Annotated in this window: 17 protein-coding genes and 1 pseudogene; 15 read left to right on the top strand and 3 right to left on the bottom strand. The window is 66.6% G+C overall.

Going from position 1 to position 23506, the window contains the following annotated elements; translation table 11 throughout:
* Positions 1 to 12 precede the first annotated feature (12 nt).
* Together BLU17_RS28660 and BLU17_RS28650 are read left to right on the top strand one after the other, a co-directional pair.
* On the top strand, positions 13 to 2241 hold the full coding sequence (locus BLU17_RS28660) for a cation:proton antiporter (RefSeq protein WP_092004908.1): 2229 nt from the start codon (positions 13 to 15) through the stop codon (positions 2239 to 2241).
* Positions 2242 to 2943: 702 nt separating this feature from the next.
* Positions 2944 to 3198, top strand: a pseudogene (locus BLU17_RS28650) (hypothetical protein); the annotation flags it as partial.
* 280 nt (positions 3199 to 3478) lie between these two features.
* Here BLU17_RS28650 and BLU17_RS28645 read toward each other — a convergent pair.
* Both BLU17_RS28645 and BLU17_RS28640 read right to left on the bottom strand, forming a co-directional pair.
* Positions 3479 to 4867, bottom strand: a complete 1389-nt coding sequence (locus tag BLU17_RS28645; protein WP_176929223.1) for an NYN domain-containing protein — start codon at positions 4865 to 4867, stop codon at positions 3479 to 3481.
* Between the two features lie 200 nt (positions 4868 to 5067).
* Complete coding sequence (locus tag BLU17_RS28640) at positions 5068 to 5934, bottom strand: IclR family transcriptional regulator (protein WP_092004902.1); 867 nt, start codon at positions 5932 to 5934, stop codon at positions 5068 to 5070.
* Positions 5935 to 6096: 162 nt separating this feature from the next.
* Here BLU17_RS28640 and BLU17_RS28635 point away from each other — a divergent pair, with 162 nt between their 5' ends.
* The 4 genes from BLU17_RS28635 to BLU17_RS28620 all read left to right on the top strand — a co-directional run bounded on the left by BLU17_RS28635 (position 6097) and on the right by BLU17_RS28620 (position 12911).
* Positions 6097 to 8424: a cytochrome P450/oxidoreductase gene (locus BLU17_RS28635; RefSeq protein ID WP_092004899.1), complete on the top strand. Its 2328-nt coding sequence runs from the start codon at positions 6097 to 6099 to the stop codon at positions 8422 to 8424.
* A 47-nt stretch (positions 8425 to 8471) separates the two neighbouring features.
* On the top strand, positions 8472 to 9836 hold the full coding sequence (locus BLU17_RS28630; RefSeq protein ID WP_092004896.1) for an MFS transporter: 1365 nt from the start codon (positions 8472 to 8474) through the stop codon (positions 9834 to 9836).
* 315 nt (positions 9837 to 10151) lie between these two features.
* The gene (locus BLU17_RS28625) at positions 10152 to 11684 is read left to right on the top strand and encodes a class I adenylate-forming enzyme family protein (RefSeq protein ID WP_092004893.1); all 1533 of its coding nucleotides are present in this window, start codon (positions 10152 to 10154) and stop codon (positions 11682 to 11684) included.
* Between the two features lie 69 nt (positions 11685 to 11753).
* Positions 11754 to 12911: an acyl-CoA dehydrogenase family protein gene (locus BLU17_RS28620; protein ID WP_092004890.1), complete on the top strand. Its 1158-nt coding sequence runs from the start codon at positions 11754 to 11756 to the stop codon at positions 12909 to 12911.
* Positions 12912 to 12975: 64 nt separating this feature from the next.
* Here BLU17_RS28620 and BLU17_RS28615 read toward each other — a convergent pair whose 3' ends face one another.
* Positions 12976 to 13878, bottom strand: coding sequence for a LysR family transcriptional regulator (locus BLU17_RS28615; RefSeq protein ID WP_092004887.1), 903 nt, complete (start codon positions 13876 to 13878; stop codon positions 12976 to 12978).
* Positions 13879 to 14153: 275 nt separating this feature from the next.
* Here BLU17_RS28615 and BLU17_RS28610 point away from each other — a divergent pair, with 275 nt between their 5' ends.
* The 9 genes from BLU17_RS28610 (at position 14154) to BLU17_RS28570 (ending at position 23472) form a co-directional block, all read left to right on the top strand.
* Positions 14154 to 15059, top strand: coding sequence for an SDR family NAD(P)-dependent oxidoreductase (locus tag BLU17_RS28610; protein ID WP_092004974.1), 906 nt, complete (start codon positions 14154 to 14156; stop codon positions 15057 to 15059).
* Complete coding sequence (locus tag BLU17_RS28605; RefSeq protein WP_092004884.1) at positions 15059 to 16351, top strand: acetyl-CoA hydrolase/transferase family protein; 1293 nt, start codon at positions 15059 to 15061, stop codon at positions 16349 to 16351. Before BLU17_RS28610 ends, BLU17_RS28605 begins: the two co-directional genes overlap by 1 nt.
* Positions 16352 to 16407: 56 nt before the next feature.
* A complete protein-coding gene (locus BLU17_RS28600) occupies positions 16408 to 17607 on the top strand; it encodes an acetyl-CoA C-acetyltransferase (RefSeq protein ID WP_092004881.1) in 1200 nt (399 codons plus the stop codon).
* A gap of 43 nt (positions 17608 to 17650) precedes the next feature.
* Positions 17651 to 18826, top strand: coding sequence for a phenylacetate--CoA ligase family protein (locus tag BLU17_RS28595; RefSeq protein WP_092004878.1), 1176 nt, complete (start codon positions 17651 to 17653; stop codon positions 18824 to 18826).
* The gene (locus tag BLU17_RS28590; protein ID WP_092004875.1) at positions 18823 to 19959 is read left to right on the top strand and encodes a lipoate--protein ligase family protein; all 1137 of its coding nucleotides are present in this window, start codon (positions 18823 to 18825) and stop codon (positions 19957 to 19959) included. Before BLU17_RS28595 ends, BLU17_RS28590 begins: the two co-directional genes overlap by 4 nt.
* Complete coding sequence (locus tag BLU17_RS28585) at positions 19956 to 20756, top strand: enoyl-CoA hydratase/isomerase family protein (RefSeq protein ID WP_092004872.1); 801 nt, start codon at positions 19956 to 19958, stop codon at positions 20754 to 20756. Before BLU17_RS28590 ends, BLU17_RS28585 begins: the two co-directional genes overlap by 4 nt.
* Before the next feature lie 21 nt (positions 20757 to 20777).
* Positions 20778 to 21647 carry a MaoC/PaaZ C-terminal domain-containing protein gene (locus tag BLU17_RS28580; protein WP_092004869.1) on the top strand — a complete coding sequence of 290 codons (870 nt, stop codon included), beginning with the start codon at positions 20778 to 20780 and terminating at the stop codon, positions 21645 to 21647.
* A gap of 32 nt (positions 21648 to 21679) precedes the next feature.
* The gene (locus tag BLU17_RS28575) at positions 21680 to 22468 is read left to right on the top strand and encodes a citryl-CoA lyase (protein ID WP_092004970.1); all 789 of its coding nucleotides are present in this window, start codon (positions 21680 to 21682) and stop codon (positions 22466 to 22468) included.
* Between the two features lie 158 nt (positions 22469 to 22626).
* Complete coding sequence (locus BLU17_RS28570; protein WP_092004866.1) at positions 22627 to 23472, top strand: HTD2 family dehydratase; 846 nt, start codon at positions 22627 to 22629, stop codon at positions 23470 to 23472.
* Positions 23473 to 23506 lie beyond the last annotated feature (34 nt).

The raw sequence follows: 23506 nt of genomic DNA, 5'->3' as shown, positions 1-23506 counted from the left end.
CGGCGACACGCTATGGTCATCGACATTCTCCTTATGAGCGGCTTCCTGCTGGCGAGCATCGCGTTCGTCCAGGCGGCGAGTCTGCGCTGGGCGGTCTCCGAGTCGGTGCTGCTCGCCGCGTGGGGCTTCGCGCTGGGCGGCATTTACCTCGTGAGCGGCGAGGCATGGCCCACGCTCGCTGCTAGCGTCGTGAGCCCGGCGCTGGCGCCGCAACTGCCGCCCGAGGCGTACTTGTGGATTTTCCTGCCGCCGCTGCTCTTTCAGGCCGCACTCAGTGTGAACGTGCGCGAGATGCTCGGCGACGCGGCGCCCATTCTCCTGCTCGCCATCGTGGCCGTGTTCGTCGCGACCGGCGTGGTGGGCGGCGCGATCCGGCTCACCGGTCTCGGGCCGCTTGCCGACGGTCTCTTGCTCGGCGCGATGATCGCGACGACCGATCCTTCCGCCGTGCTCGCCGTGTTCCGCGAAGTGGGCGCGCCCGAGCGGCTCGTGCGCCTCGTGGAAGGCGAGAGCCTGCTCAACGACGCAGCCGCCATTGCGATTGCGGGCGTGCTGATCGCCGCGCTCACAGGCGACGCCGCCAACGTGTCGGTAACGGCCGCGCTGCGCTCGCTCGGCGTCGCACTGGGCGGCGGCCTCGCAGTCGGCGCGCTGGCCGGGCGCGTGTTCGCGTGGCTCATTCCCGCGCTGGGCGGCGAGGGCAAGGCGGAAGTCTCGCTCAGTTTCGCGCTGCCGTATCCGCTTTATCTGTTCGCCGATCAGACCTTGCACGTCTCGGGCGTGGTGGCCGTGGTCGCGGCGGGCCTGGTGATAAGCGGGTTGGGACGCACGCGGCTCTCGCCCGTCAACTGGCAGCATCTGCAACTGATATGGGAACAGATTGCGGCCATGGCGGGCGCGGCCATCTTTCTGCTCGCCGCCATGCGGATTCCGCGCACGCTGAGCGACGCGCACTGGGTCGATCTCATCGCGCTCGCCGTCGTGGTGGCAGCGGCGCTCGCGGCGCGTCTCGTCGTGGTGTTCGGCATGTTGCCGCTTCTGAGCCGGCTACGGCTCACCGAGCCCGTGAGCGCCGCTTACAAGCTCGTGATCGCATGGGGCGGACTGCGCGGCGCGGTCACGCTCGTGCTCGCGCTCGGCCTTGCCCAAGACACGGCGCTGCCCGAGTCCACGCGCCGCTTCGTGGCGATTCTCGCCACGGGTTTCGTGCTCGTGAGCCTGATCGTCAACGGGACGTCGCTCAAGCTGCTGATCCGGCGCCTGCATCTCGATCTGCTTTCGCCGCAGGAGCAGGCGCTGCAGCAAAAGGCGGTGCAACTGTCTTCGATCGGCGTTTCCGAGCGCGTGCACAGGGCGGCGCGCACGTTCCACATTCCCGAGGCGATCGCCGACCAGGCCTGCAATACGTTCCGGCACAGCATCGACATCGGCGCGACCGCGTTCGATATCGAAGCCGCGCTCTCGGATCGCGAGCGCCTCGTCATCGGCCTCGTCACGCTCGCGGCCAAGGAGCGCGACCTGATTCCGCAGTACGGTAGCGGGCTCATCACGATCCGCAATCTGGATGCGATGATGCGCAACGCCGACGCCATGATCGAAGAGGCGCGCGCCGGCGGACGCATCGGCTATCAGCGCGCCGCGGCGAAAATCCTCGCCGATACGCCGGGGTTGCGCGTCGCGCGCTTCGTCTATCGCTGGCTGGGCATCCGGCAGCCCTATGGCGACGCGCTCGCCGATCGTTTCGAACTCCTGATGTGTCGCCGCGTGGTGCTGCACCAGCTCATCGTCTTCAACGACGGTAGCCTCACGCCGCTGCTCGGCGAGCGTCTCGCGAAGCTGCTGAAAGCGATACTCAGGGCGCGCATCGAGAAGGCGGAGCGTGGGCTCGCGGAAGTGCGCCAATGCTTCGGCCATGCGGCGGACGTGCTCGAACGGCGCATGCTGCTGCTCTATGCGCTGCGCGAAGGGCGCGAGCGTGTAGCGGCGATGTATGAAGACCGCTCCATATCGAAGGAGGTCTACGACTCGATCCGGCGTGAGCTTGACGTGGCATGGAAGCTCGCGGTACCGCGAGCGCATCCGGACATCGTGCCGACCGAGGACGAGGCGAGGGCGATCCATGCGCGCGTCGACGCGGCGAGCGCCGCCGACGCGGAACGTGGCGCAGCGCCTCCAGCGCCCGCGGAGCCTGCTGCGACGCAAGAAAGCGCCGCAGCAGCGGAGCAGAAGCCGTTGCCGTGACGGAAATCGTCCGCCTTGCTCGTGTTCGTGCTGCTGCCCGGAGGCACGGGGGCCTGGCGTGCCGCTGCGGCCGCGGCCGCTTTTGCCCGGGGAGCATCGCAAGCATGGGGCCGTGCAGCTTGTGATCGGCATGCTGGTGATGTTCGCGGCACTCGTGCTGAGCCTGCTCGCCGCATCGGCGAAATCGAGCTTCGACACGGCGACCGACGACATGCGCGCGTAGGCCGCCGACCTGATCCAGCGCGACCGGCGCTTGCGCGACTACGGGCCCGAAGCGGCCGCCGCGCGTACCTTGCTGCGCGCCTACGCGGCAAGCGCAATCGCCTCGACCTGGCGCGAGGAGACGCCGCCGCAGGGCAGCTACTATCCGCACGCCCCTGTCGTGAACGGCGAGGCTATTGATAGCCGGCACGCTCGGTGCGCTGCTCGACTCGGTGGGGCGCGAGATCGCCGCTCTCGGGCCGCGCGATGCCTGCGATCTGGCGCCGGCGATCGTGCTGATCGTGCCCGGCGCGGTGTCGATTTCGTCGGCGGTCTACGTGATCGCGGATCTCGACACGCCGTTCGCGGGGCAACGGGTGGTGCCAGGCGATCCGATGCGCGACGCGCTCGCGCACATGAATCTGCCGGCCGGCTGGCGACGTGAAACCGACGTTGCGCTAGACTCGCGCGACGTGACGCATAGAGGAAAGGAGATTCGCCATGTTGCGCAAGACGCTCAATGCTTCGCGCCTGCAGGAGGAAATGCACCGGCGCATACACCGGCTTCAGGAAGTGCTAGACGATGGCGTGAAGATCGGCGTGCCGCGCCCGCAGCGACAGGCACCCGATCGCAGCGGCTGCAACTGGACGATGCAGCATTTTCACAACGCAGCGGGCTTCGAGGCGAGCGTGGCACGCGTGCTCGCGCAAGTGCAGGCCGAGTACAACCTCGCGACTGCGCCGGGTGAAGCGGGCGAGCACGCAGCCAGCACAGCAGACGACGCGCGCGCGCCCTTCGGCGCAACGAAACGGGCTGCGGTGAATCCGTTTGGCGAGGTGAAACCCGCGCCGGCCGCAAATCCGTTCGGCGACGCGAGGCCGTCGGGCAAGGAAAATCCGTTCGGCGGCGGCGAACCAGCGAGGGACGAGGGTGAGCAGGAGCCGGCCAGGCGGCCGCGCAATCCGTTCGGCGATTGATCGTATTGATCGACGTGCCGAGCGCCGCTCATGGCGCGCGGCGCACGCCATACCGTTTTCAGCTTTCTTCCGGAGCCGGCGCGGACTTGCTGCGCGCGCGGCGCGCCCGCGAGGGTGCTTTCTTCACAGCGGGCTCGGCCTGCGTAGCGGCTGCCGGCGCTGGTTCGCCGGGGGTGCCTTCCTGCGCTTCCGATGTCTTCTTTGAGGCCTTCTTGCGTGCGGGACTCTTGCGCGTAGCCGTCTTGCGCGCCCGCCCAGGCAGGGCCGGAGCAGCGTCAACATGGTCTGCCGTTTCGTGCCCGGCCTCGAAGGTCACGGGCTCGCGCGCGACATGCGCCTCGTGGGGCTCGTGTGGTTCATGTCGCTCATAGGCAGGTTCGCGTGCTTCGAACGGCTCGGCCAGGGAGGGCTCAGCGCGGCGACTTCCATCCTCGCGCGCATGCGTTGCGTGTGCGAGCGCTTCGACGGGCTCGAACGGAATTTCGGTCTGCGCCTCGCCGGCTGGCTCGACGGTGGCTTCACGCGTGTCCAGTGCCGAGCCGCCGCGTCCGCCGCGCCGTCCTTTGCGCTTCGACCGCGAATCCTCGGCGCGCGCGACCGCGACTTCCTGCACAGGCGAGCTGGCCGCCGCGGCGACAATCGGAGGCGGATTCAGCCGCGACACCCAGGTGCCCGACTTCTCGTCGCGACCCACTTCGAGCAGGCCGCGCGATTGCGCCTCTTCCAGCAGATTGCCGAACGCGCGAAAGCCGTAGCGCGTTTCGTTGAAGTCGGGCCGGCGGCGCTTGATGGCGCTCTTGAGCACCGAAGCCCAGATCTTGCCGCTTTCGCCGCGCTCCAGCACAAGCGCGTCGAGCGTCTCGATCGCGAACGAGACGGCCTTCGACTTGCGTTCGTCGCCGTCCTGCCTGGGCTGCCGCTCCTCGCCGCCCTGGCGCTTCGCGCCGCCTTCGGCCTTGTTCTTGCCTTTGCCGTGGACATGCTGCTCGCGCACGAGGTCGCGGACCAGGTCGTCATAGAAGATGAATTCGTCGCAGTTGGCGACCAGCAGGTCGGACGTGGAGTGCTTCACGCCCACGCCGATCACTTTCTTGGCGTTCTCGCGCAGCTTCGAGACCAGCGGCGAAAAGTCGGAGTCGCCGCTCACGATCACGAAGGTGTCCACGTGCGACTTCGTATAGCAGAGATCGAGCGCGTCCACGACGAGGCGGATGTCGGCGGAGTTCTTACCCGACTGGCGCACGTGCGGAATCTCGATGAGCTCGAAGCTCGCCTCGTGCATCGCGGCCTTGAAGCCCTTGTAGCGCTCCCAGTCGCAGTAGGCTTTTTTCACGACGATGCTGCCTTTGAGCAAGAGCCGCTCGAGCACGGGCTGGATATCGAAGCGGTCGATCTTCGCGTCGCGCACGCCGAGCGCGACGTTCTCGAAGTCGCAAAACACCGCCATGCTGACGTTTTCCTGGGGGGAGGCCATGTGATTGGTTCGTTCCATCTACAGTTCGAATTCACATGATAGCCGGTCGCACCGCAGCGGACAGCGAATCGCGATTGGCGCGGCTCGCGCGGCGCGACTTTCCAGGACTATCCGCGCACGGCCATGCCGCCTTTCGACATCGAACGCTCGGCGCCGGCCATCGCGAGGAAGCGTCAGCCGCGCGCCACGTAACCGAGCAGGGCGCTCGCGGCGTCGGCTTCGCGGCGCACGGCGCGTCCGACCGGACCTTCGGGCGAGGCGTCGAAGCCGCCCGTCGCGCCCAGCGCCGTGAGCGCGGCGCAGAGCTTGCCGGTGTGATCGAAGAGCGGCGCCGAAACGGCGCTGATTCCCTTGAGATTGGTATCGCGCACGCTCGCGCAGCGCGCTGCCCGCACCTCGCGGCACAACGCGCCGACCGGATCCCGGGCGTCAAGTTGCGCGCGCAACGAGGCGTCGGATTGCGCGAGTTCGTCCCCGGCTTGCGCGAGCACGCGGGCGTCGTCGAGCAGGCCGAGAAACACGCGGCCCGTGGACGACCATAGCAGCGACATCACCGACCCCACGCGCACGTTCACCGTCACCGGCAAGCCCGGCTCTTCGAAGCGGATGATCGTGGGGCCCTTGTTTCCCATCACCGCGACGAACGACGTGACTTCGAGCGTCTCGCGCAAACGCACGAGCGCCGGCTCCGCTATGCGCACGGGATCGGCCTGGCGCATGGCGGCCACGCCGATCATCATCGCCTCGCCGCCGAGCAGATACTGCTGCGTAGCGGTGTCCTGCGCGACCAACCCTTCCTCGATCAGGCTCACGAGATAGCGATGCACCTTCGCGGGACTTTCGCTCACACACGCGGCGAGCGCCGAAAGGCTCGCGCGTCCGCCGAGGCGGGCGAGACCTTTCAGCACGGCCATGCCGGTCTGCGCGGACTGCACGCGCTGACGACGTTCGCGCGGCGCGGCGGCGCTCGCGTCGCGTGTGCTTTTTGCGGCTTTCGCGGCGGGCGCGGCGCGGCTGGTGGTGTTTTTCCTGCTTTCCATGCTGGCGGGGCGCGGGGAGTGGGTCGGGTTCATGCGAGATTTTAGGGCGCGTAGTTGCGGCGCAGCGCCGTTGATGAACCGAGGTTAACCCCTATCTCGGAATTACGCAATGCGTACTAGAGTTACGCAAAACGTAACACTTGCAGCATGCAGGAGATGCATATGAGCGAGACACCCTCACAGCCGCCGGGCCGCTGCCCGTTCCCTCATGCGGCGAACGCCGCGCCTCGCTGCCCGGTCAGCGCCAACGCGGCCGCCTTCGACCCCTTCAGCGACGGCTACCAGCAGGATCCGCCCGAATACGTGCGCTGGGCGCGCGAGCAGGAGCCCGTGTTCTACAGCCCGCAGCTAGGCTACTGGGTCGTGACGCGCTACGACGACATCAAGGCGATCTTTCGCGACAACCTCACGTTCTCGCCGTCCATCGCGCTCGAAAAGATCACGCCTACCGGCCCCGAGGCGAACGCCGTACTCGAGTCGTACGGCTATGCGATGAACCGCACGCTCGTGAACGAAGACGAGCCCGCGCACATGCCGCGCCGCCGCGTGCTGATGGAACCGTTCACGCCCGAACATCTCAAGCATCACGAACCAATGGTGCGACGCCTCGCGCGCGAATACGTGGACCGCTTCATCGACGAAGGCCGCGCCGATCTTGTCGACCAGATGCTCTGGGAGGTGCCGCTCACCGTGGCCCTGCATTTCCTCGGCGTGCCCGAAGAGGACATGGACCTGCTGCGCAAGTATTCGATTGCGCACACGGTCAACACGTGGGGGAGGCCGCGGCCCGAAGAGCAGGTCGAGGTCGCGCACGCGGTGGGCAACTTCTGGCAGTTCGCGGGCAAGGTGCTCGACAAGATGCGCCAGAACCCGGATGGCCCGGGCTGGATGCAATACGGCATCCGCAAGCAGAAGGCGCATCCCGAGGTCGTCACGGACTCCTATCTGCATTCGATGATGATGGCCGGCATCGTGGCCGCGCACGAGACCACGGCCAACGCCACGGCGAACGCGATAAAGCTGCTGCTGCAGCACCCGAACGCGTGGCGCGAGATCTGCGAGGACCCGAGCCTCATCCCGAACGCGGTGGAAGAGTGCCTGCGCCACAACGGCTCGGTGGCCGCGTGGCGGCGCCTCGCGACGAAGGACGTGCAGATCGGCGGCGTCGACATTCCGGCGGGCTCGAAACTGCTCATCGTCACCTCGTCCGCGAATCACGACGAGCGCCATTTCGCCGACGCGGACCTGTTCGACATCCGCCGCGACAACGCGAGCGATCACGTCACCTTCGGTTATGGCTCGCACCAGTGCATGGGCAAGAATCTCGCGCGCATGGAGATGCAGATCTTTCTCGAAGAGCTCACGCGCCGCCTGCCGCACATGCGCCTCGCGGACCAGGCATTCACTTACGTGCCGAACACGTCGTTCCGGGGTCCTGAGCATTTGCTCGTGCAATGGGATCCGGCGCGCAACCCGGAGCGCGGCCATCCCGCCTTGCTGGACTTGCAGGTGCCCGTGCGCATCGGCGAGCCTTCGGCACATGCGCTTTCGCGGCCCGTGCTGGTCGAGCGTGCGGACGCCGTCGCGGACGGCATCGTGCGTCTGCGCCTCGTCGCGCCCGACGGCGGCGTGCTGCCGCGCTGGGCGCCGGGCGCGCACATCGACGTGGAATGCGGCGACACCGGCCTTTCACGCCAGTACTCGCTGTGCGGAGACCCCGCCGATACGGGCGCGTTCGAGATCGCCGTGCTGCGCGAAACGGAGAGCCGCGGCGGTTCGGCATGGGTGCACGACACGCTGCGCCCGGGTATGCGCCTGAAGATTCGCGGGCCCCGCAATCACTTTCGGCTCGACGAAGAAGGGCGTCGCGCGATTTTCGTCGCGGGCGGCATCGGCATCACGCCTGTGAGCGCCATGGCGCGCCGCGCACGCGAGCTCGGCATCGACTACGAACTGCACTACAGCGCTCGCTCGCGCAAGGCGATGGCGTTCGTCGCGGAACTCGCCGCACTGCACGGCGAGCGTCTGCATCTGCATGTGTCGGAGGAGGGCACGCGCAACGACTTCGCCGCGCTGCGCGTGGACGCGCATACGCGCGTCTACGCCTGCGGTCCCGCGCGCATGCTCGAAGCGCTCGAAGCCTGTAGCGCGGCGTGGCCCGCGGACGCCCTGCGCGTGGAGCATTTCGCCGCGAGCGGCGGCAAGCTCGACCCTTCGCAGGAGCGCGCGTTCGAAGTCGAGCTCAAGGACTCGGGGCTCGTGCTCAACGTGGCCGCCGACCAGACCGTGCTCGACGCGCTGCGCCGCGCGAACATCGACGTGCAAAGCGACTGCGAGGAAGGGTTGTGCGGATCGTGCGAGGTGCGCGTGCTCGCGGGCGAGATCGATCACCGCGACGTGGTGCTCACGCGCGCCGAGCGCGAAGCGCAGTCGCGCATGATGACCTGCTGCTCGCGCGCGAAAAGCGGCCGGTTGATACTCGAACTCTAGCCTGTGCGGTGCGATCGAGACGAAAACGTAATGATGGGAGACATCGCATGACAAAGACCGTCGAGGTCACCGGCGTTATCGACGAAAGCCGGTTCGGTCCGTATCAACTGCTCGTGGTCGCGCTATGCGCGCTGTGCCTCGTGATGGACGGCTTCGACGTCCAGGCAATGGGCTACGTCGCGCCGGTCGTGATCCGCGAGTGGGGCATCGCGAAGGAGACGCTTTCGCCCGTGTTCGGCGCGGGCCTCTTCGGCATGCTGGTGGGCTCGCTCACGTTCAGCGCGCTTGCCGACAAGATCGGCCGCCGCCCCGTGCTGATCGGCGCGACGCTGTTCTTTTCCGCATGCATGGTTGCAACGGGTGTCGCGCATTCGATTATGGAACTCGTGGTGTGGCGCTTCGTGGCGGGCCTCGGCCTCGGCTGCATCATGCCGAATGCAATGGCGCTCGCGGGCGAATACAGCCCGCGCCGCATGCGCGTGACGCTCATGATGATCGTCTCGTGCGGCTTCACGCTGGGCGGCGTGCTGGGCGGCCTCGTCACCGCGACGCTGATTCCCGCGTTCGGCTGGCGCGCGGTATTTTTCGTGGGCGGGGCGATCCCGCTCGTGCTGGGCGTGCTGATGTGGCTTGCGCTGCCCGAGTCGATCCAGTTCCTGCTGTTTCGCGGTCGTGGCGAGCACACGCAGGCGCGGGTGCGCCGCAATCTCGCCCGCGTGGCGCCGTCGCTCGCGCTGCCCGACGGCGTGGCGTTCACGACCACGGAAACGCGCTCGCGTGGCGTGCCGTTCGTTGAGCTTTTCAAGGAGGGTCGCGCGCGCGTGACCCTCCTGCTGTGGGTCGTGAACTTCGCCAATCTGCTCGCCATGTATTTCCTCTCGAACTGGCTGCCGACCGTGATCCGCGACGCCGGCTATTCGACCCGGACCGCCGTGCTCGCAGGCACGGCGCTATGGGGCGGCGGCGTGATCGGCACGCTGCTGCTCGGGCGCATTATCGACGTGGCGGGTTTCACGCGCGTGCTCGCCACGACTTTCCTCATCGCGATTGTTTCGACCGCTGCCATCGGCAATCCGGCCGTGATGGTTTCCGTTGCGGCGATGTTCGTTGCGATCTTCCTCACGGGCTTTTCGGTGATCGGCGGCCAGCCCGCGCTCAATGCGCTTGCCGCCACCTACTATCCGACGTCGCTGCGTTCTACCGGGATTGGCTGGAGCCTCGGCGTGGGGCGCATCGGATCGGTCGTCGGGCCGGTGCTGGGCGGTGGGCTGATGCATCTGCAATGGTCGTCGTCGTCGCTCTTTCTTGCGGCGGCGGTACCCGCCTGCGTGTCGCTCGCGGGGATCCTGGCGATTCATCGGGCGAATGGCCGTGGCGACCGTACTCGGGGAGGCGAGCGTGCGGCGGCGTAGATGGAGCGACTGGCGGCGGCGCATGACGCGCCGCTGCGCGCCCGCATGCGGACCGGGCCGCCGCGCCATGTGCCGGCGCTACGCTTGCGCCAGTGGCGGACCCTGACCGGCGACGGCACTCGCGCCCCGGGGATCGAGACGATAGTCGTCTTGATGCGCGGCCATTGGGGCTGATTCCGACTTCCGGGCTGACGAATGCCGGCTTTACCGAAAACGAATTGTTGGTTGCCCGCGCCTGAACCACACTGATACCTGTCGCGATGCGGCGCGCCATGGCGCACCGCACGCAAGGAGAGAGCAACGACAGGAGGTGGCGTGGTGAGGCGAGCGGCGCGCAAGATCAGCGACATCGCGCGGCACTGGGCGGAGGTGTCGCCCGAGGCCGCGGCGATTCGCGAAGAAGCGGGGGTGACCAGCTTCGGGCAGCTCTGGAACAACGTCGGGCACGCGCAGCGATTCTTGCGCGAGCAGGGCGTGGACGTGGGCGACCGTGTGCTTGTCGTGGCCGAAAACTGCTCGGCCGTGGTGACGTTGCTGTTCGCGCTTTCGGAAATCGGCGCATGGCCGGCCGTGGTCAACGCGAGGCTCTCGGAGCGCGAGATCGAAGCGATCCGCGCCCATTGCCGCCCGCGTCTCGTCTTGTTTACACACGGCGCCTCACCCGACGCGCTGCGCCACGGGGTGCGTTGTCGAGCACGCGAAATCGCTCCGCCCGGGCTCGGTCCGCTGATGATGGCTTCCCCCGATCCCAACGTCGTGCGCGAGGCCGCCGCGCTCGCGCACGAGGTCGCGGTGCTCATCTATACGTCGGGCACCACGGGGCAGCCCAAGGGCGTGATGGCAACGCATCGCGGCCTGCTGCATTTCGCGCACGTTTCCGCGACATCGCGTGAGATGACGCAGGCGGACTGCGCATACGCAGTGATGCCCATGTCGCATATCTTCGGCCTCGCCACGCTGCTGCTCGCCACGTTCGAAGCGGGCGCGAGCCTGCATCTCGCGGCGCGTTTTTCGGCCGAGGAGGTCGTGAAGGCGCTCGGCGCTTCCGAAATCTCTATCCTGCAGGGCGTGCCCACGCTTTTCACGCGCATCGTCGCCTATGTGCGCGAGCATGGCGGGGCGGTCCGCGCCCCGCGCCTGCGCTACCTCTATACGGGCGGAGGCCCGCTCGATCCCACGCTCAAGCAGCAGGTCGAAGCGCTCTTCGGCATGCCGCTCCATCACGGTTACGGCATGACCGAGTACGCGGGCTCGCTCTTCATTACGCGCATGGAGCGCCCGCGCAAGGACGTGTCCGCGGGCGAGATCGTGGAGGGTGCCGAATTGCGCGTCGTCGGGCCGGACGGCAGCGACGTGCCGCGCGGCGAGCCGGGCGAGCTGTGGGTGCGCGGCCCGGGCGTCATGCATGGCTACTATCGCGAGCCGGACCTCACCGCCGAAGTGCTCGACGCCGAAGGCTGGCTAAAGACCGGCGATCTGGGCCGCCTCGACGCGGACGGCGCGCTCTTTATCGTGGGCCGCTCGAAGGACCTGATCATCCGCTCGGGCTTCAACGTCTATCCGATCGAAGTCGAGTCGGTCATCAACAGCTACGACGCGGTGCGCCAGAGCGCAGTAGTCGGCCGGCGCGACGCCGAAGGCAACGAGGAAGTCGTGGCCTTCGTCGAAGCGAAAGAAGGCGCGACGATCGACGCCGCCGATCTCGCTCACTACCTGAGCGAGCGGCTCTCGCCCTACAAGCGGCCTTCGGAGATCGTGCCGATCGACATGATCCCGACCACCGCGAGCGGGAAGCTGCAGAAGCAACCCTTGCGCGAAATGGCCAAACGTGTCGTGCGCTCACGCTGAGCATGCCTGATTATCTTTTCCCTGCGGGCGGCGCCGTGCCGCCCGTTCAATGATTGCAGGACATACACCATGATTCGCGACCAGGAAACGATGAACGTTTTGCTCGACAACGTCGCGCGCTTCGTGCGCGAGCGTCTCGTGCCGAACGAAGCACGCGTGGCCGAAACCGATGAAATTCCCGCCGACATCGTCGACGATATGAAGGCGATGGGGCTCTTCGGGCTCACCATCCCGGAGCCATACGGCGGGCTCGATCTCACCATGGAAGAAGAGGTACTGGTGATGTTCGAGCTCGGCAAGACTTCGCCCGCGTTTCGTTCCATCATCGGCACGACGGTCGGCATTGGCTCGCAGGGCATCATGATCGACGGCACCGACGAGCAGAAAGCGACGTGGCTGCCGAAGCTCGCGAGCGGCGAGATCATCGCGAGTTTCGCGCTCACCGAACCCGGCGCGGGTTCCGACGCTGCCTCGCTCAAGATGCGTGCGGAACGTCGCGGCGACCACTACGTCGTGAACGGCACGAAGCGTTTCATCACGAATGCGCCGCAGGCCGGCATGTTCACACTGATGGCGCGCACCAACCCCGACGAGCCGCGCGCGGGCGGCATCACCTCGTTCATTGTGGATGCGAAGACGCCGGGCATCAGCTTCGGCAAGCGCGACAAGAAAATGGGGCAGCGCGGCGCGCATACGTGCGACGTCATTTTCGAAAACGTGAAGGTGCCGGCGGAAAACATCATCGGCGGCAAGGAGGGCGTGGGCTTCAAGACGGCGATGAAGGTGCTCGACAAGGGGCGCATTCATATCGCGGCGATCTGCGTGGGCGTTGCGCAGCGCATGCTCGACGACGCGCTGCGCTACGCGATGGAGCGCGAGCAGTTCGGCGAGAAAATCGCCGAATTCCAGCTCGTGCAGGCAATGCTCGCCGATAGCCAGACCGAGCTCTACGCTGCGCGCTGCATGGTACTCGACGCGGCGCGCCGCCGCGACGCAGGTCAAAACGTGAGCACCGAGGCCGCGTGTGCGAAGCTGTTCGCCTCGGAAATGTGCGGTCGCGTGGCGGACCGCGCGGTGCAGATATTCGGCGGCGCGGGCTACATGTCCGACTACGGGATCGAACGCTTCTATCGCGACGTGCGCCTCTTCCGCATCTACGAGGGCACGAGCCAGATCCAGCAGATCGTCATCGCGCGCAACATGATTCGTGCTGCGAACGGGCGATGACGTCAGAGGCGGTGCGTACCGCCTTTAAGCTATCAAAACGGAAAAGAAGCCCGAAAAAACCGGGCTATTCGAGCCGGCCGATGCCATCGGCCACCAGCAGGTCCACGAGCTTGCGGGCAAAGAGCGGCAGCGCGTCGCGATCGGTCATGCAGATCTGCAGCTTGCGCACGGCCCATTCGTCCGTGAGCGGCACGATCTTGAGCGACATGGTTTGCGCATGGCGGCGCGCCGTGCCTTCCGGCAGCACGCCGATGCCGATATTCGCTTCGATCATGCGGCATGCCGCCTCGTAGTTACCGATCTGGATGCGCCAGCGTATCGTGCGCTGCAGATCCGATGAAGCACGCTTGAGGAACGAAAAAATCGCGCTTTCATCGGGCGGCCCGATGAAGTCGTAATCGAGCGTATCGGCGAATGCGATCTCGCTCGCCTGTGCAAGCGGGTGGCTGAGCGCCGAAGCGAGCACCAGTCTGTCGCGCCGGTAGGGGAGCACCTGCAGACCTTCGGTGCGCACGTTGCCGGCCACGATGCCGATGTCGATCGTGCCGTCCTGCACCGCGCGCACGATGTCGGGGGAAAGACGCTCGTGAATGTCCACGTACACGTCGGGATGATTGATGAGGTAGGTGCGCAGCACGGCGGGCAGAAATTCGCTCATTGCCGTGGTGTTCGCGAACACGCGCACATGCCCCTTCACACCCTGCGTGTATTCCTGCAGGTCGCCGGTCAACTGCTCGAGCTGCTTGAGCACGCGCCGCGCGTGTGCGAGCAAGGTCTCGCCGGGGCCGGTGAGCGTCACGCCCTGGCTCGTGCGGCTCAGGAGCTTCACCCCCACCTGTTCTTCGAGATTCTTGATGCGCGTGCTCGCAGCCGGCAGCGACAGGTGCGCGCGTTCCGCGCCGCGCGTGAGGCTGCTCGCTTCGGCTACGTGGGTGAAGAGCTTCAGGTCGACGAGATCGAAATGCATGGGTTGGCTTGCCGCGACTCCGCTGTCTGCATGTTCCTTCGTTTGAGGGACGAACCGGTCCTGAGCATTATTGTGCCGCGGCGCAAGGCACGCCATTAGCGATAGTACGGGTTAATCCTGGCCGAAACGGGCGTTCGGCATATCCAAATTGTGCAGCCGTATCCGATGCGTCAAGCTGCAACACGAACGGCACGGATCGCCACATAACGATTCCAATTGAATGAACGCCCGGCGCAATGCGGGCTGGAGGAGCGAAGACGATGACGACGCAACGAATGCTGGACGGCAAGGTAGCGGTGGTGACGGGCTCGGGCGGCGGCATTGGCCGCGACATCGCGCTGATGATGGCGCGCCACGGCGCGAAGGTCGTGGTCAACGACGTGGGCGCCTCGCTCACCGGCGAGGGCCACAACGACGGCCCCGCACAAGCCGTGGTGAACGAGATCAAGGCATTCGACGGCGAGGCCGCCGCGAATACCGACAGCGTGGCCGACCCAGCGGGCGCCGCGCGCATCGTGCAGAACGCGCTCGACGTGTTCGGCCGCATCGATTGCGTGGTGAATAACGCGGGTATTCTGCGCGACCGCTTTTTCCACAAAATGAGCGAGGAAGAGTGGGACGCGGTGCTGAAGGTTCACCTCTACGGCTCGTACTACGTTTCGCGGGCCGCCGCGGAGCATTTCAAGGAACAGCGCAGCGGCGCGTTCGTGCATATGACGTCCACGTCGGGTTTGATCGGCAATCTCGCGCAAGCCAACTACAGCGCGGCGAAGCTCGGCATCGCGGGCCTCTCGAAGTCGATTGCGCTCGATCTGGAAAAATTCGGTGTCCGTTCGAACTGCGTCGCGCCGTTCGCCTGGAGCCGCATGATCAATTCGATCAAGATCGATTCGCCGGAGCAGGAAGCGCGCGTGGCGAAGATCAAGCAAATGACGCCCGCGAAGATCGCGCCGCTCGCCGTCTATCTCGCGAGCGAGCAGGCCGCCGAAGTGACGGGCCAGATCTTCGCGGTACGGAACAACGAAATCTTTCTGATGAGCCAGCCGCGCCCCGTGCGCTCCGTGCATCGCAGCGAGGGCTGGACGCCGGAGACGATTGCCGGGCATGCCATGCCTGCGCTGCGCAAGTCGTTCCATACGCTCGACGTTTCCGCCGACGTCTTCAGTTGGGACCCGGTCTGATGACGCGCGGTGCACGCGCGGCGCGCAGCGTCGACGTCGCGCAGCTCGATTTCGCGCAGTACGTGCGGGCGGGCGACACGATTACGTGGGGACAGTGCGGCGCCGAGCCTTGCACGCTCACCGGATTGCTGATGGCGCAGCGCAAGTCGGTTGGCGGGCGGTTCCGCGTGTTCGTGGGTGCGTCGTGGTCCGATACGCTCGATCCCTCGTATGCCGACTGCGTGGATTTCGCGGCGTACGGCGCGTCGGGAACGAATCGTCGGCTCGAACGCGAGGGCATGCTCGACATCCTGCCATGCCACTACTCGCAGTTTCGCAGCGTGTTCACGAGCGGTCCGAATCGCGTCGACGTGCTGCTGCTGCAGGTCGCGCCCGCTGACGACGCCGGGAGCTTTAGTCTTTCGATCGCCCACGAGTATCTCGTGCCGCTCATCGACAGCGCGCGCGTCGTGATTGCGGAGGTCAACGCTGCTGCGCCATGGACTTATGGCGAGCGCACGTTGCGTGCCGAAGACTTCGACGCGCTGATCCATACGGACCGCGCGCCACTCGAAGCGCCTGCCACACAGGCCGGCGAGATCGAACGGCGCATCGCACAACACGCAGCCTCGCTTATCGACGACGGCTCGACGATTCAGCTCGGGCTCGGCGCGCTGCCGGAGGCCATCGTCGCGCGGTTGCGCGACCGGCGCGACCTTGGCGTGCACAGCGGCACCATCGGCGATGCCGTGGTCGATCTGATCGAGGCTGGCGTGGTGACCAACGCGCGCAAGCCGCGCGACCGGGGCGTGAGCATAGCGGGCACGATGATGGGCACGCGCAGGCTCTATGCCCACGCGCACCGCAACGCGCAGATCCAGTTCCGCTCGACCACGTATACCCACGATATTGACGTGCTTGGCAGCCTCGATCGCTTCGTGGCAATCAACTCGGCGCTCGAAGTCGATTTGACCGGACAGGTCAACGCGGAGTCCGTGGGTGGCCGTTATGTGGGCGCCGTGGGCGGCGCGCTCGATTTCATGCGCGGCGCGGCGCGCTCACGCGGTGGCGTGGCAATCGTTGCGCTCGCATCGAGTTCGCGGTTTGGGAGCCGCATCGTCGCGCGCCTGTCGGGGCCGGTCAGTACGCCGCGCAGCGACGCCGCGGTGATCGTCACCGAGCACGGCGTGGCGGATCTGCGCGGGCTCACGCTGGCACAGCGCGTTGAGCGCATGCTGGCCATTGCGCCGCCCGAATGGCGCGAGACGCTTGCGGCGAAGCACCGGGAAAGGCGAAACCCGATGCCGGACTGAGCGCACCCGAAGGTGCGAGGCGAGAGATAACCGAACAACATGGAAAGGAATCCAGAATGAGAAGAGCAGCGATAGTTGCGCCGGTGCGCACGCCGGTCGGGACGTTCGGCGGCAGCCTGCGCCCGGTCGCCGTCGAGACGCTTGCGGCCACCGTGCTCCGAGAAACCATCGCGCGCAGTGGTGTGGACCCCGAGCGCATCGAGGACGTGGTCTTCGCGCAGTCGTATGCGAACAGCGAAACGCCGTGCATTGGCCGCTGGGCCGCGCTCGAAGCGGGGCTGCCGGTACATGTGCCCGGCATGCAACTCGACCGGCGCTGCGGTGGCGGCCTGCAGGCAGTCGTGACGGCCGCGATGATGGTGCAGAGCGGCGCTGCGGACGTCGTGGCGGCTGGCGGCGTGGAAAGCATGAGCAACATCGAGTACTACACGACGGACATGCGCTGGGGCGCACGCTCGGGTTCGGTGAAGATGCACGACCGCCTTGAGCGTGGCCGAGAACGTTCGCAGCCCGAAACACGCTTCGGCTACATCTCGGGAATGATCGAGACCGCCGAGAACCTGGCAAAGGCATATGGCATCACGCGCGAGGAAGCGGACGCTTACGCGGTGCGCAGTCACCAGCGCGCGGCGGCGGCGTGGGAGTCGGGCCGCTTTGCCGAGGAAGTCGTGCCCGTTTCGGTGCCGCAACGCAAGGGCGACCTGGTGCGCTTCGCACGCGACGAAGGTGTGCGCGCCGACGCGAGCGAGGCTTCGCTCGCGATGCTCAAGCCGCTCATGAAAGGCGGCACGGTGACGGCAGGCAATGCCAGCCAGCAGAACGACGCGGCCGCCGCGTGCCTGATCGTCGCCGAAGATCAGCTCGACAAGCTCGGCCTCACGCCGCTTGCATATCTCACGGGCTGGGCTGCGGCGGGCTGCGAGCCCGCGACCATGGGCATCGGCCCGGTGCCCGCCGTGCAAAAACTGCTGCAAAAGACCGGGCTGGGCTTCGACCAGCTCGATCTCGTCGAACTGAACGAGGCATTCGCGTGCCAGGTGCTCGCCGTGCTGAAAGGCTGGGGCTGGCACGACGAATCGCGGCTCAACGTGAACGGCTCGGGCATCTCGCTAGGCCACCCGATCGGCGCGACCGGTGTCCGCATGCTCGCGACGCTGCTGTACGAACTGCGCCGCCGCAAGGGCCGCTACGGCCTCGAAACGATGTGTATAGGCGGCGGCCAGGGCATCGCGGCCATTTTCGAGCGCGCCGCTTGAGCACGAACGCTTTGCGCCCGCACTACCGATAACGGAGGAGACGATGCTCGATTTGCTCAACGCGCAACTCGCGCGGCTGCAAGCACATCGGTTCTATGCAGGCCGGTTGCCGCACAGCATCGAGAGTGCAGCCGCGTTCGCCGAGCGCGTGCCGCTGATGTCGCGCGCCGAACTGGTGGCCGAGATGAATCGACCGGGCTATGGCGCGTTTGCGCCCGTGGTGCCGCCGGTGCGAGTTCATCTCACGCCGATGGGCGCGTCGCTCGTGCCCATCCTGCATAGCGCGAACGACCTGCGTGCGATCGAAGATGCATGCGGCCAGCATCTCGATGCGTGCGGCGTCGGTCCCGGCGATGTTTGCATGGTCACCTTCGGTTATCACCTGTTCGTCGCGGGGCTCTTCTACCAGACGCAGATGGAAGCGCGCGGTGTCGCGTGCATTCCGCACGGTCCGGGCGAAACCGAACGCGCGGCGCGCGTGGCGCGGCAATGCGGCGTGACGGTGCTGGCCGGCAATCCGTCTCATGCGCTCAAGCTCATCGAAGCGGGATGCCCCGTGCCGCGCGTGTTCTTCGCGGGCGGCGAGCCGTTCACGGGCAATGGCGCGCTCTATGCGCGCGTGCGCGAAGCGATGCCGGGCACGTTGCTGATCGACAGCTACTCGCTTTCCGAATGCCTGCCCGTTGCGCGCACGTTTCCGGGTAGTGAGGGCGTGCACGTGTTCGACGAACTCCTGTATGCCGAAGTTATCGATCCGGACACGGGTGCCCTTGTCGAAGAAGGCGAGCGCGGCGAACTCGTGCTGACGCATTTGAAGAAGGAACTGCAGCCGCTCTTGCGCTACCGCACCGGCGACCTCACCGTGCTTGAGCGCACTGCGCCCGTACACGGGCGCACAGTCTCGCTGCCGCGCGTCGTGTTCGGCCGAGCCGATTCGATGGTGAAGATCAAGGGCGTGAAGGTCTACCCGTCGGAGCTGAAGACCGTGCTGCTGGGCATGAAGGGCGCGACGGGCGCATATCGGCTCGTGGTCGGCACGAAGGACCACGGCGGCGATCACCTCACGCTGGAAGTCGAAGGGCCTGTGGAGGCTGCGGCGATCGAGACCATAGCCGAGCGCTTCAAGCGCCAGACGCTGATCCATGCGGACAGGATCGAGGCAGTCGCGAAGATCGAAAGCGGCGCACTCGTGGAAGACATCCGGAGGCAGACAACATGAATGCAAGCGCAACGAATAGCGAGGCGCCGTGGCGCCTCGTCGTGGGCGACCACAGCTATGCCGACTTTTCGATCTCGGTGTCGCCGGCGGTCGAGCGCGCGGTGGCCGAAAAGCTCGCGCCGCCCACCGTCTATCTGAACGTCTTCGACGAAGACAGCATCACGGTGGGCGTGAACGAGGACCCGAACCAGGTACTCGATCTGCCGTTCTGCCGCAGCAACAACGTGCTCGCACGGCGGCGCGTGAGCGGCGGTGGCGCGATCTATGCGGGGCGCGGGTCGGCGTTTCTCGCGTTCTATTTACCGACTGGACTGCGAGGCGTTCCCGGCACGGCGGCGCAGGCATTTCCCACGATACTCGGGCACGTCGCCGGAGCGCTGCATGAGGTATTCGGCCTGCGGGTCGCCTACCGTCCGCTCAACGACGTAGAGATCGATGGCCGCAAGCTCGTTGCGACCTCGCTGAAGATCGAGGGCGGCGTGCTGACCTTCCGCATCCTGCTCAACGTGAAAGCCATCGATACGGCGATCGCCGCGCGCGCCATGCCTATGGCACCCGAGAAAGTGAAGGACAAGAAGCACAAGGACCTCGGCTCGCGCTATACGTACCTGGAGCAGGAACTGGGACGCGAGGTGCGCGCCGGCGAACTGGCGGCCTGGGTGCGGGCGTGCGTGCGCCGCGCGTTTGGCGATGTTGCGCTGGAGCCGGGTGCGCTCGGCAGCGACGAGCGTGTGTTCGCGCAGCAAGCCGAGAGCGAATTGCACGGCGAAAGCTGGTTTCATGAAAAGAGCGAGGCGACGCGCTACGATCCGATCGCGCAGGCGGGCGATCGCGTCGTGCGCGGGCGCGAGAAGGCGCCGGCAGGGCTCATCTGGTTGAGCCTGCTCGTGCGCGGCGGAACAGTGGTGAAGGCAATTGTCAATGGCGACTGGCATCCGCGTCCGCTAGCGTCGGTTGCCTGGCTCGAAGACGGCTTCGCCGGGCTCGCCGCCACGCGCGAGGCGTGTTCGGCGCACATCGAAGCATTTCTCGCGCGGCCCGATGTGGAATTCGCGGGCGTCGAGCCCGTCCACCTCGTCACGGCGCTCGACAAGGCGCTGGCCGAACTCGCGAACGCAGGGGTGAGCGCATGAGCGACGACGAACAACGGACACTCCTGATCGAACGAGAAGCGGGCATCGAGACACTCACGTTCAACCGCCCGGAGGCCAGGAACGCGCTCAATGTCCAGATGCGGGAAGAACTGCACGACGCTGTGCAGCGCATTCGCGCCGATCGTAGCGTGCGGGCCGTCGTGCTGCGCGGAGCGGGCGAGGACTTCTGCTCGGGCGGCGACGTGCGCGGCATGAACGTGACCAGCGCGCAGGCCGGACGAGATCGCATCGACGACCTGCATGGCTGGGTGAGCACGCTGATCGACCTCGATCGTCCCGTGATCGCCGCCGTGGACGGCGTGTGCTACGGCGCCGGCTTCAGCCTCGCGCTCGCGGCCGATTTCGTGATCGCCAGCGCGCGTGCGCGCTTTTGCATGCCGTTCATGAAGGTTGGTCTCGTGCCCGATTGCGGCGCGTTCTACACGCTGCCGCGCGTGGTGGGGCTCGCGCGCGCGAAGGATCTCGTGTTCACGGCGCGCGAGGTGCGCGCCGCGCAGGCGAAGGAGATGGGCGCGGTGCTCGAAGTGGTCGAGGCCGGCCATCTCCATGTGCGCGCCGCGCAGATCGCGGCCAGTCTCGCGGCGGCCTCGCCCGTCGCCTTCGGGATCGCCAAGCGCGCGCTGAATCAGTCGCTCGGCAGCGATTTGCGCGTGATGCTCGAAATCGAGTCGGCGGCACAGGGCATTGCGTTCACGACCGGGTTTCACCACGAGGCCGTGAAGCGCTTTCGCGAAAAGGCCGACCCGCTCTTTACCTGGCCTGCCGCCGATGCCTGAATTTTCACCTCCCGCAACGCCATGACCATCGACTATCACACCCTGCGTAACTGGCCGTTCGAGGACATCGAGCAGACCTACACCGCTCGTGACGCCATGCTCTATAGCCTCGCGGTGGGATACGGCGCAAATCCCGTTGATTCGGATGACCTGGCATTCGTCTACGAAAAGGACTTGCGCGTTCCGCCGACGTTTGCCGTCGTACTGGGTTTTCCTGGCTTCTGGGCGCGCGATCCGCGCTCCGGTATCGACTGGGTGCGGCTTTTGCACGGCGAGCAGAGCCTCGCGATTCACAAGCCGTTGCCGGCGGCCGCCACCGTGATCGGGCGCTCGCGCGTCACGCGCGTGGTCGACAAAGGCGCGGGCAAGGGCGCGCTGCTCGAAATCCAGCGTAGCATTACGGACAAGACGAGCGGCGAGCACTATGCCACCGTTACGCAGCTCACGTTTTGCCGCGGCGACGGCGGCTTCAGCGCCGGCAACGGCTTGAGCGACGACGCACCGGCTGCGCCGCCGCCCATGCCCGAGCGCGCGCCCGACTACCATTGCGATTTGCCAACGCGCCCGGAAACAGCGCTGATTTACCGTCTGTGCGGCGACGACAACGCCCTGCATGCCGACCCGCAGGTCGCGCGGGCAGCCGGTTTCGAGCGGCCGATCCTGCATGGCCTGGCGACGTGGGGCGTGGCCGCGCATGCGGTGCTCAAAACGCTGTGCGCGAGCGACCCGGCGCGCCTCGCGGCATTTCACGCGCGCTTTACCGCGCCTGTTTATCCGGGCGAAACGATTCGCACCGAGATGTGGCGCGACGGTAATAAAGTGAGCTTTCGCGCGCGCGTGCTGGAGCGCGACCTGCTCGTGCTCAACAATGGCCGTGCGCAGTTGCGCTGAACGCTACTCTGGATAACGAAGGAATGACGATCATGTCCCGTCAACCGAAACCGCTCGTGCGCTCCGATATCGCGTACAGCACGCCCGATCGCATCGTCGTGCGCGGCAAGAGCCTGCCCGACGAAGTCCTCGGCCACATGAATCTGGGCGACTTCGCGTTCCTGCAACTCACGGGCAAGACCGCCACGCCGCAGCAGTCGGCGATGTTCAACGCCATCGTCATCACGCTCGTCGAGCACGGCATGACGCCGAGCGCCATCGCGGCGCGCATGACTTATGCAGGCGCACCGGAGTCGTTACAGGCCGCCGTGGCCGCAGGCCTCTGCGGGCTCGGCTCGGTGTTCGTCGGCAGCATGGAAGGCGCGTGCCGCATGCTCTCGGAAGCGCTACCCTACGAAGCCGATTGCGACGACCTCGAAAAGCTCGCCGTCGATACGGTCGCGGCATGGCGAGCGCGCGGCACACCGATTCCCGGGCTCGGTCATCCGCTGCACAAGCCAATCGATCCGCGCACGCCGCGCCTGTTCGAACTGGCTGCGCAGAACGGCATGTCGGGACGTTACGTGACGCTCATGCAACGCATCGGCGCGCAAGCGGAGCGCGTGTCGGGCAAGGCGCTGCCCATCAACGCCACGGGCGCGATCGGCGCGATTTGCTGCGAATTCGGCTTTCCGTGGCGTATCGTGCGCGGCTTCGGCGTGATGGCGCGCGCGATCGGACTCGTCGGTCATCTGCTCGAAGAGGGCGAGCGCCCGATCTCATTCGAGTTGTGGCAGCGTGTAGAGGACGAGGCGTCCGCGCATCTGCGCGGCGAAGGTTGAGGTCGGCGCACGGCGTCCTTTGAAAGCCGCATGCAAGTATCGGATGGCAAAGGGCGAGGGATTAAGGAAAGCGGAAGGGCCGATTCGGGAAAGCCAACTTCGCGAAACGGCGCGAGCCGTTCATAGTATGGCCAACAGTCTCGCAACGGAGAACCGCCATGCCGGAATCGCAAACGCCATCGCTGGATGCGTGGCTCGAAAAAACCGAAACGCTCACCGACGACATCACCGCGTTTCCGCTGCGCGCGCTCGCGGCCACGCTCGACCGTAGCGCCCCCGATAGCGCCGTGCCGCCGCTGTGGCACTGGCTCTATTTTCTGCCGGTCTGCCCGCTCGCGGAGACGGGACGCGACGGGCACCCGAAGCGCGGCGGCTTTCTGCCGCCAGTCGAGCTGCCGCGCCGCATGTGGGCGGGCGGACGCCTGGCTTTTCACGCGCCGTTGCGCGCCGGCAGCGCGGCCACGCGTACGTCGACGATCGCGAATATCGAGGACAAGACCGGCCGCAGCGGCCGCCTGGTGTTCGTGACCGTGCAGCATCGCTACGAAAGCGGCGGGGTGCTGTGCATCGAGGAAGAGCACGACATCGTCTATCGCGACGCACCGCAGCCGGGCGCGGGCGCGCCGAGGCCGGTGGCGGCGCCCGAGGGCGAAACGTGGTCACGCACGCTCACCGCGGACCCGGTCATGCTGTTCCGCTATTCCGCGCTCACGTTCAACGGCCATCGCATTCACTACGACTTTCCGTACGTCACGCAGGAAGAGGGGTATCCGGGGCTTGTCGTCCACGGTCCGCTCATCGCGACCTTGCTGCTCGACCTGATTCATCGCGAGCGGCCCGGTGCCGCCGTCTCGACGTTCGCGTTTCGCGCGGTGCGGCCCACATTCGGGGGCAACGCGTTCACGCTGTGCGGCAAGCCCTCCACCGACGGACGCGCGATCGAACTCTGGGCGAAAGACCACGACGGCTATCTGACGATGCAGGCCACCGCTACGCTTGCCTGAACATCGGCTCGATCATCCATAGCAAAATCATATC

Origin of the sequence: Paraburkholderia lycopersici (assembly GCF_900096975.1) — a bacterium.
GTDB classification, from domain to species: domain Bacteria; phylum Pseudomonadota; class Gammaproteobacteria; order Burkholderiales; family Burkholderiaceae; genus Paraburkholderia; species Paraburkholderia lycopersici.
Note: the sequence above shows the minus strand (reverse complement) of the source record. Positions and strands in the feature narration are given on the sequence as shown.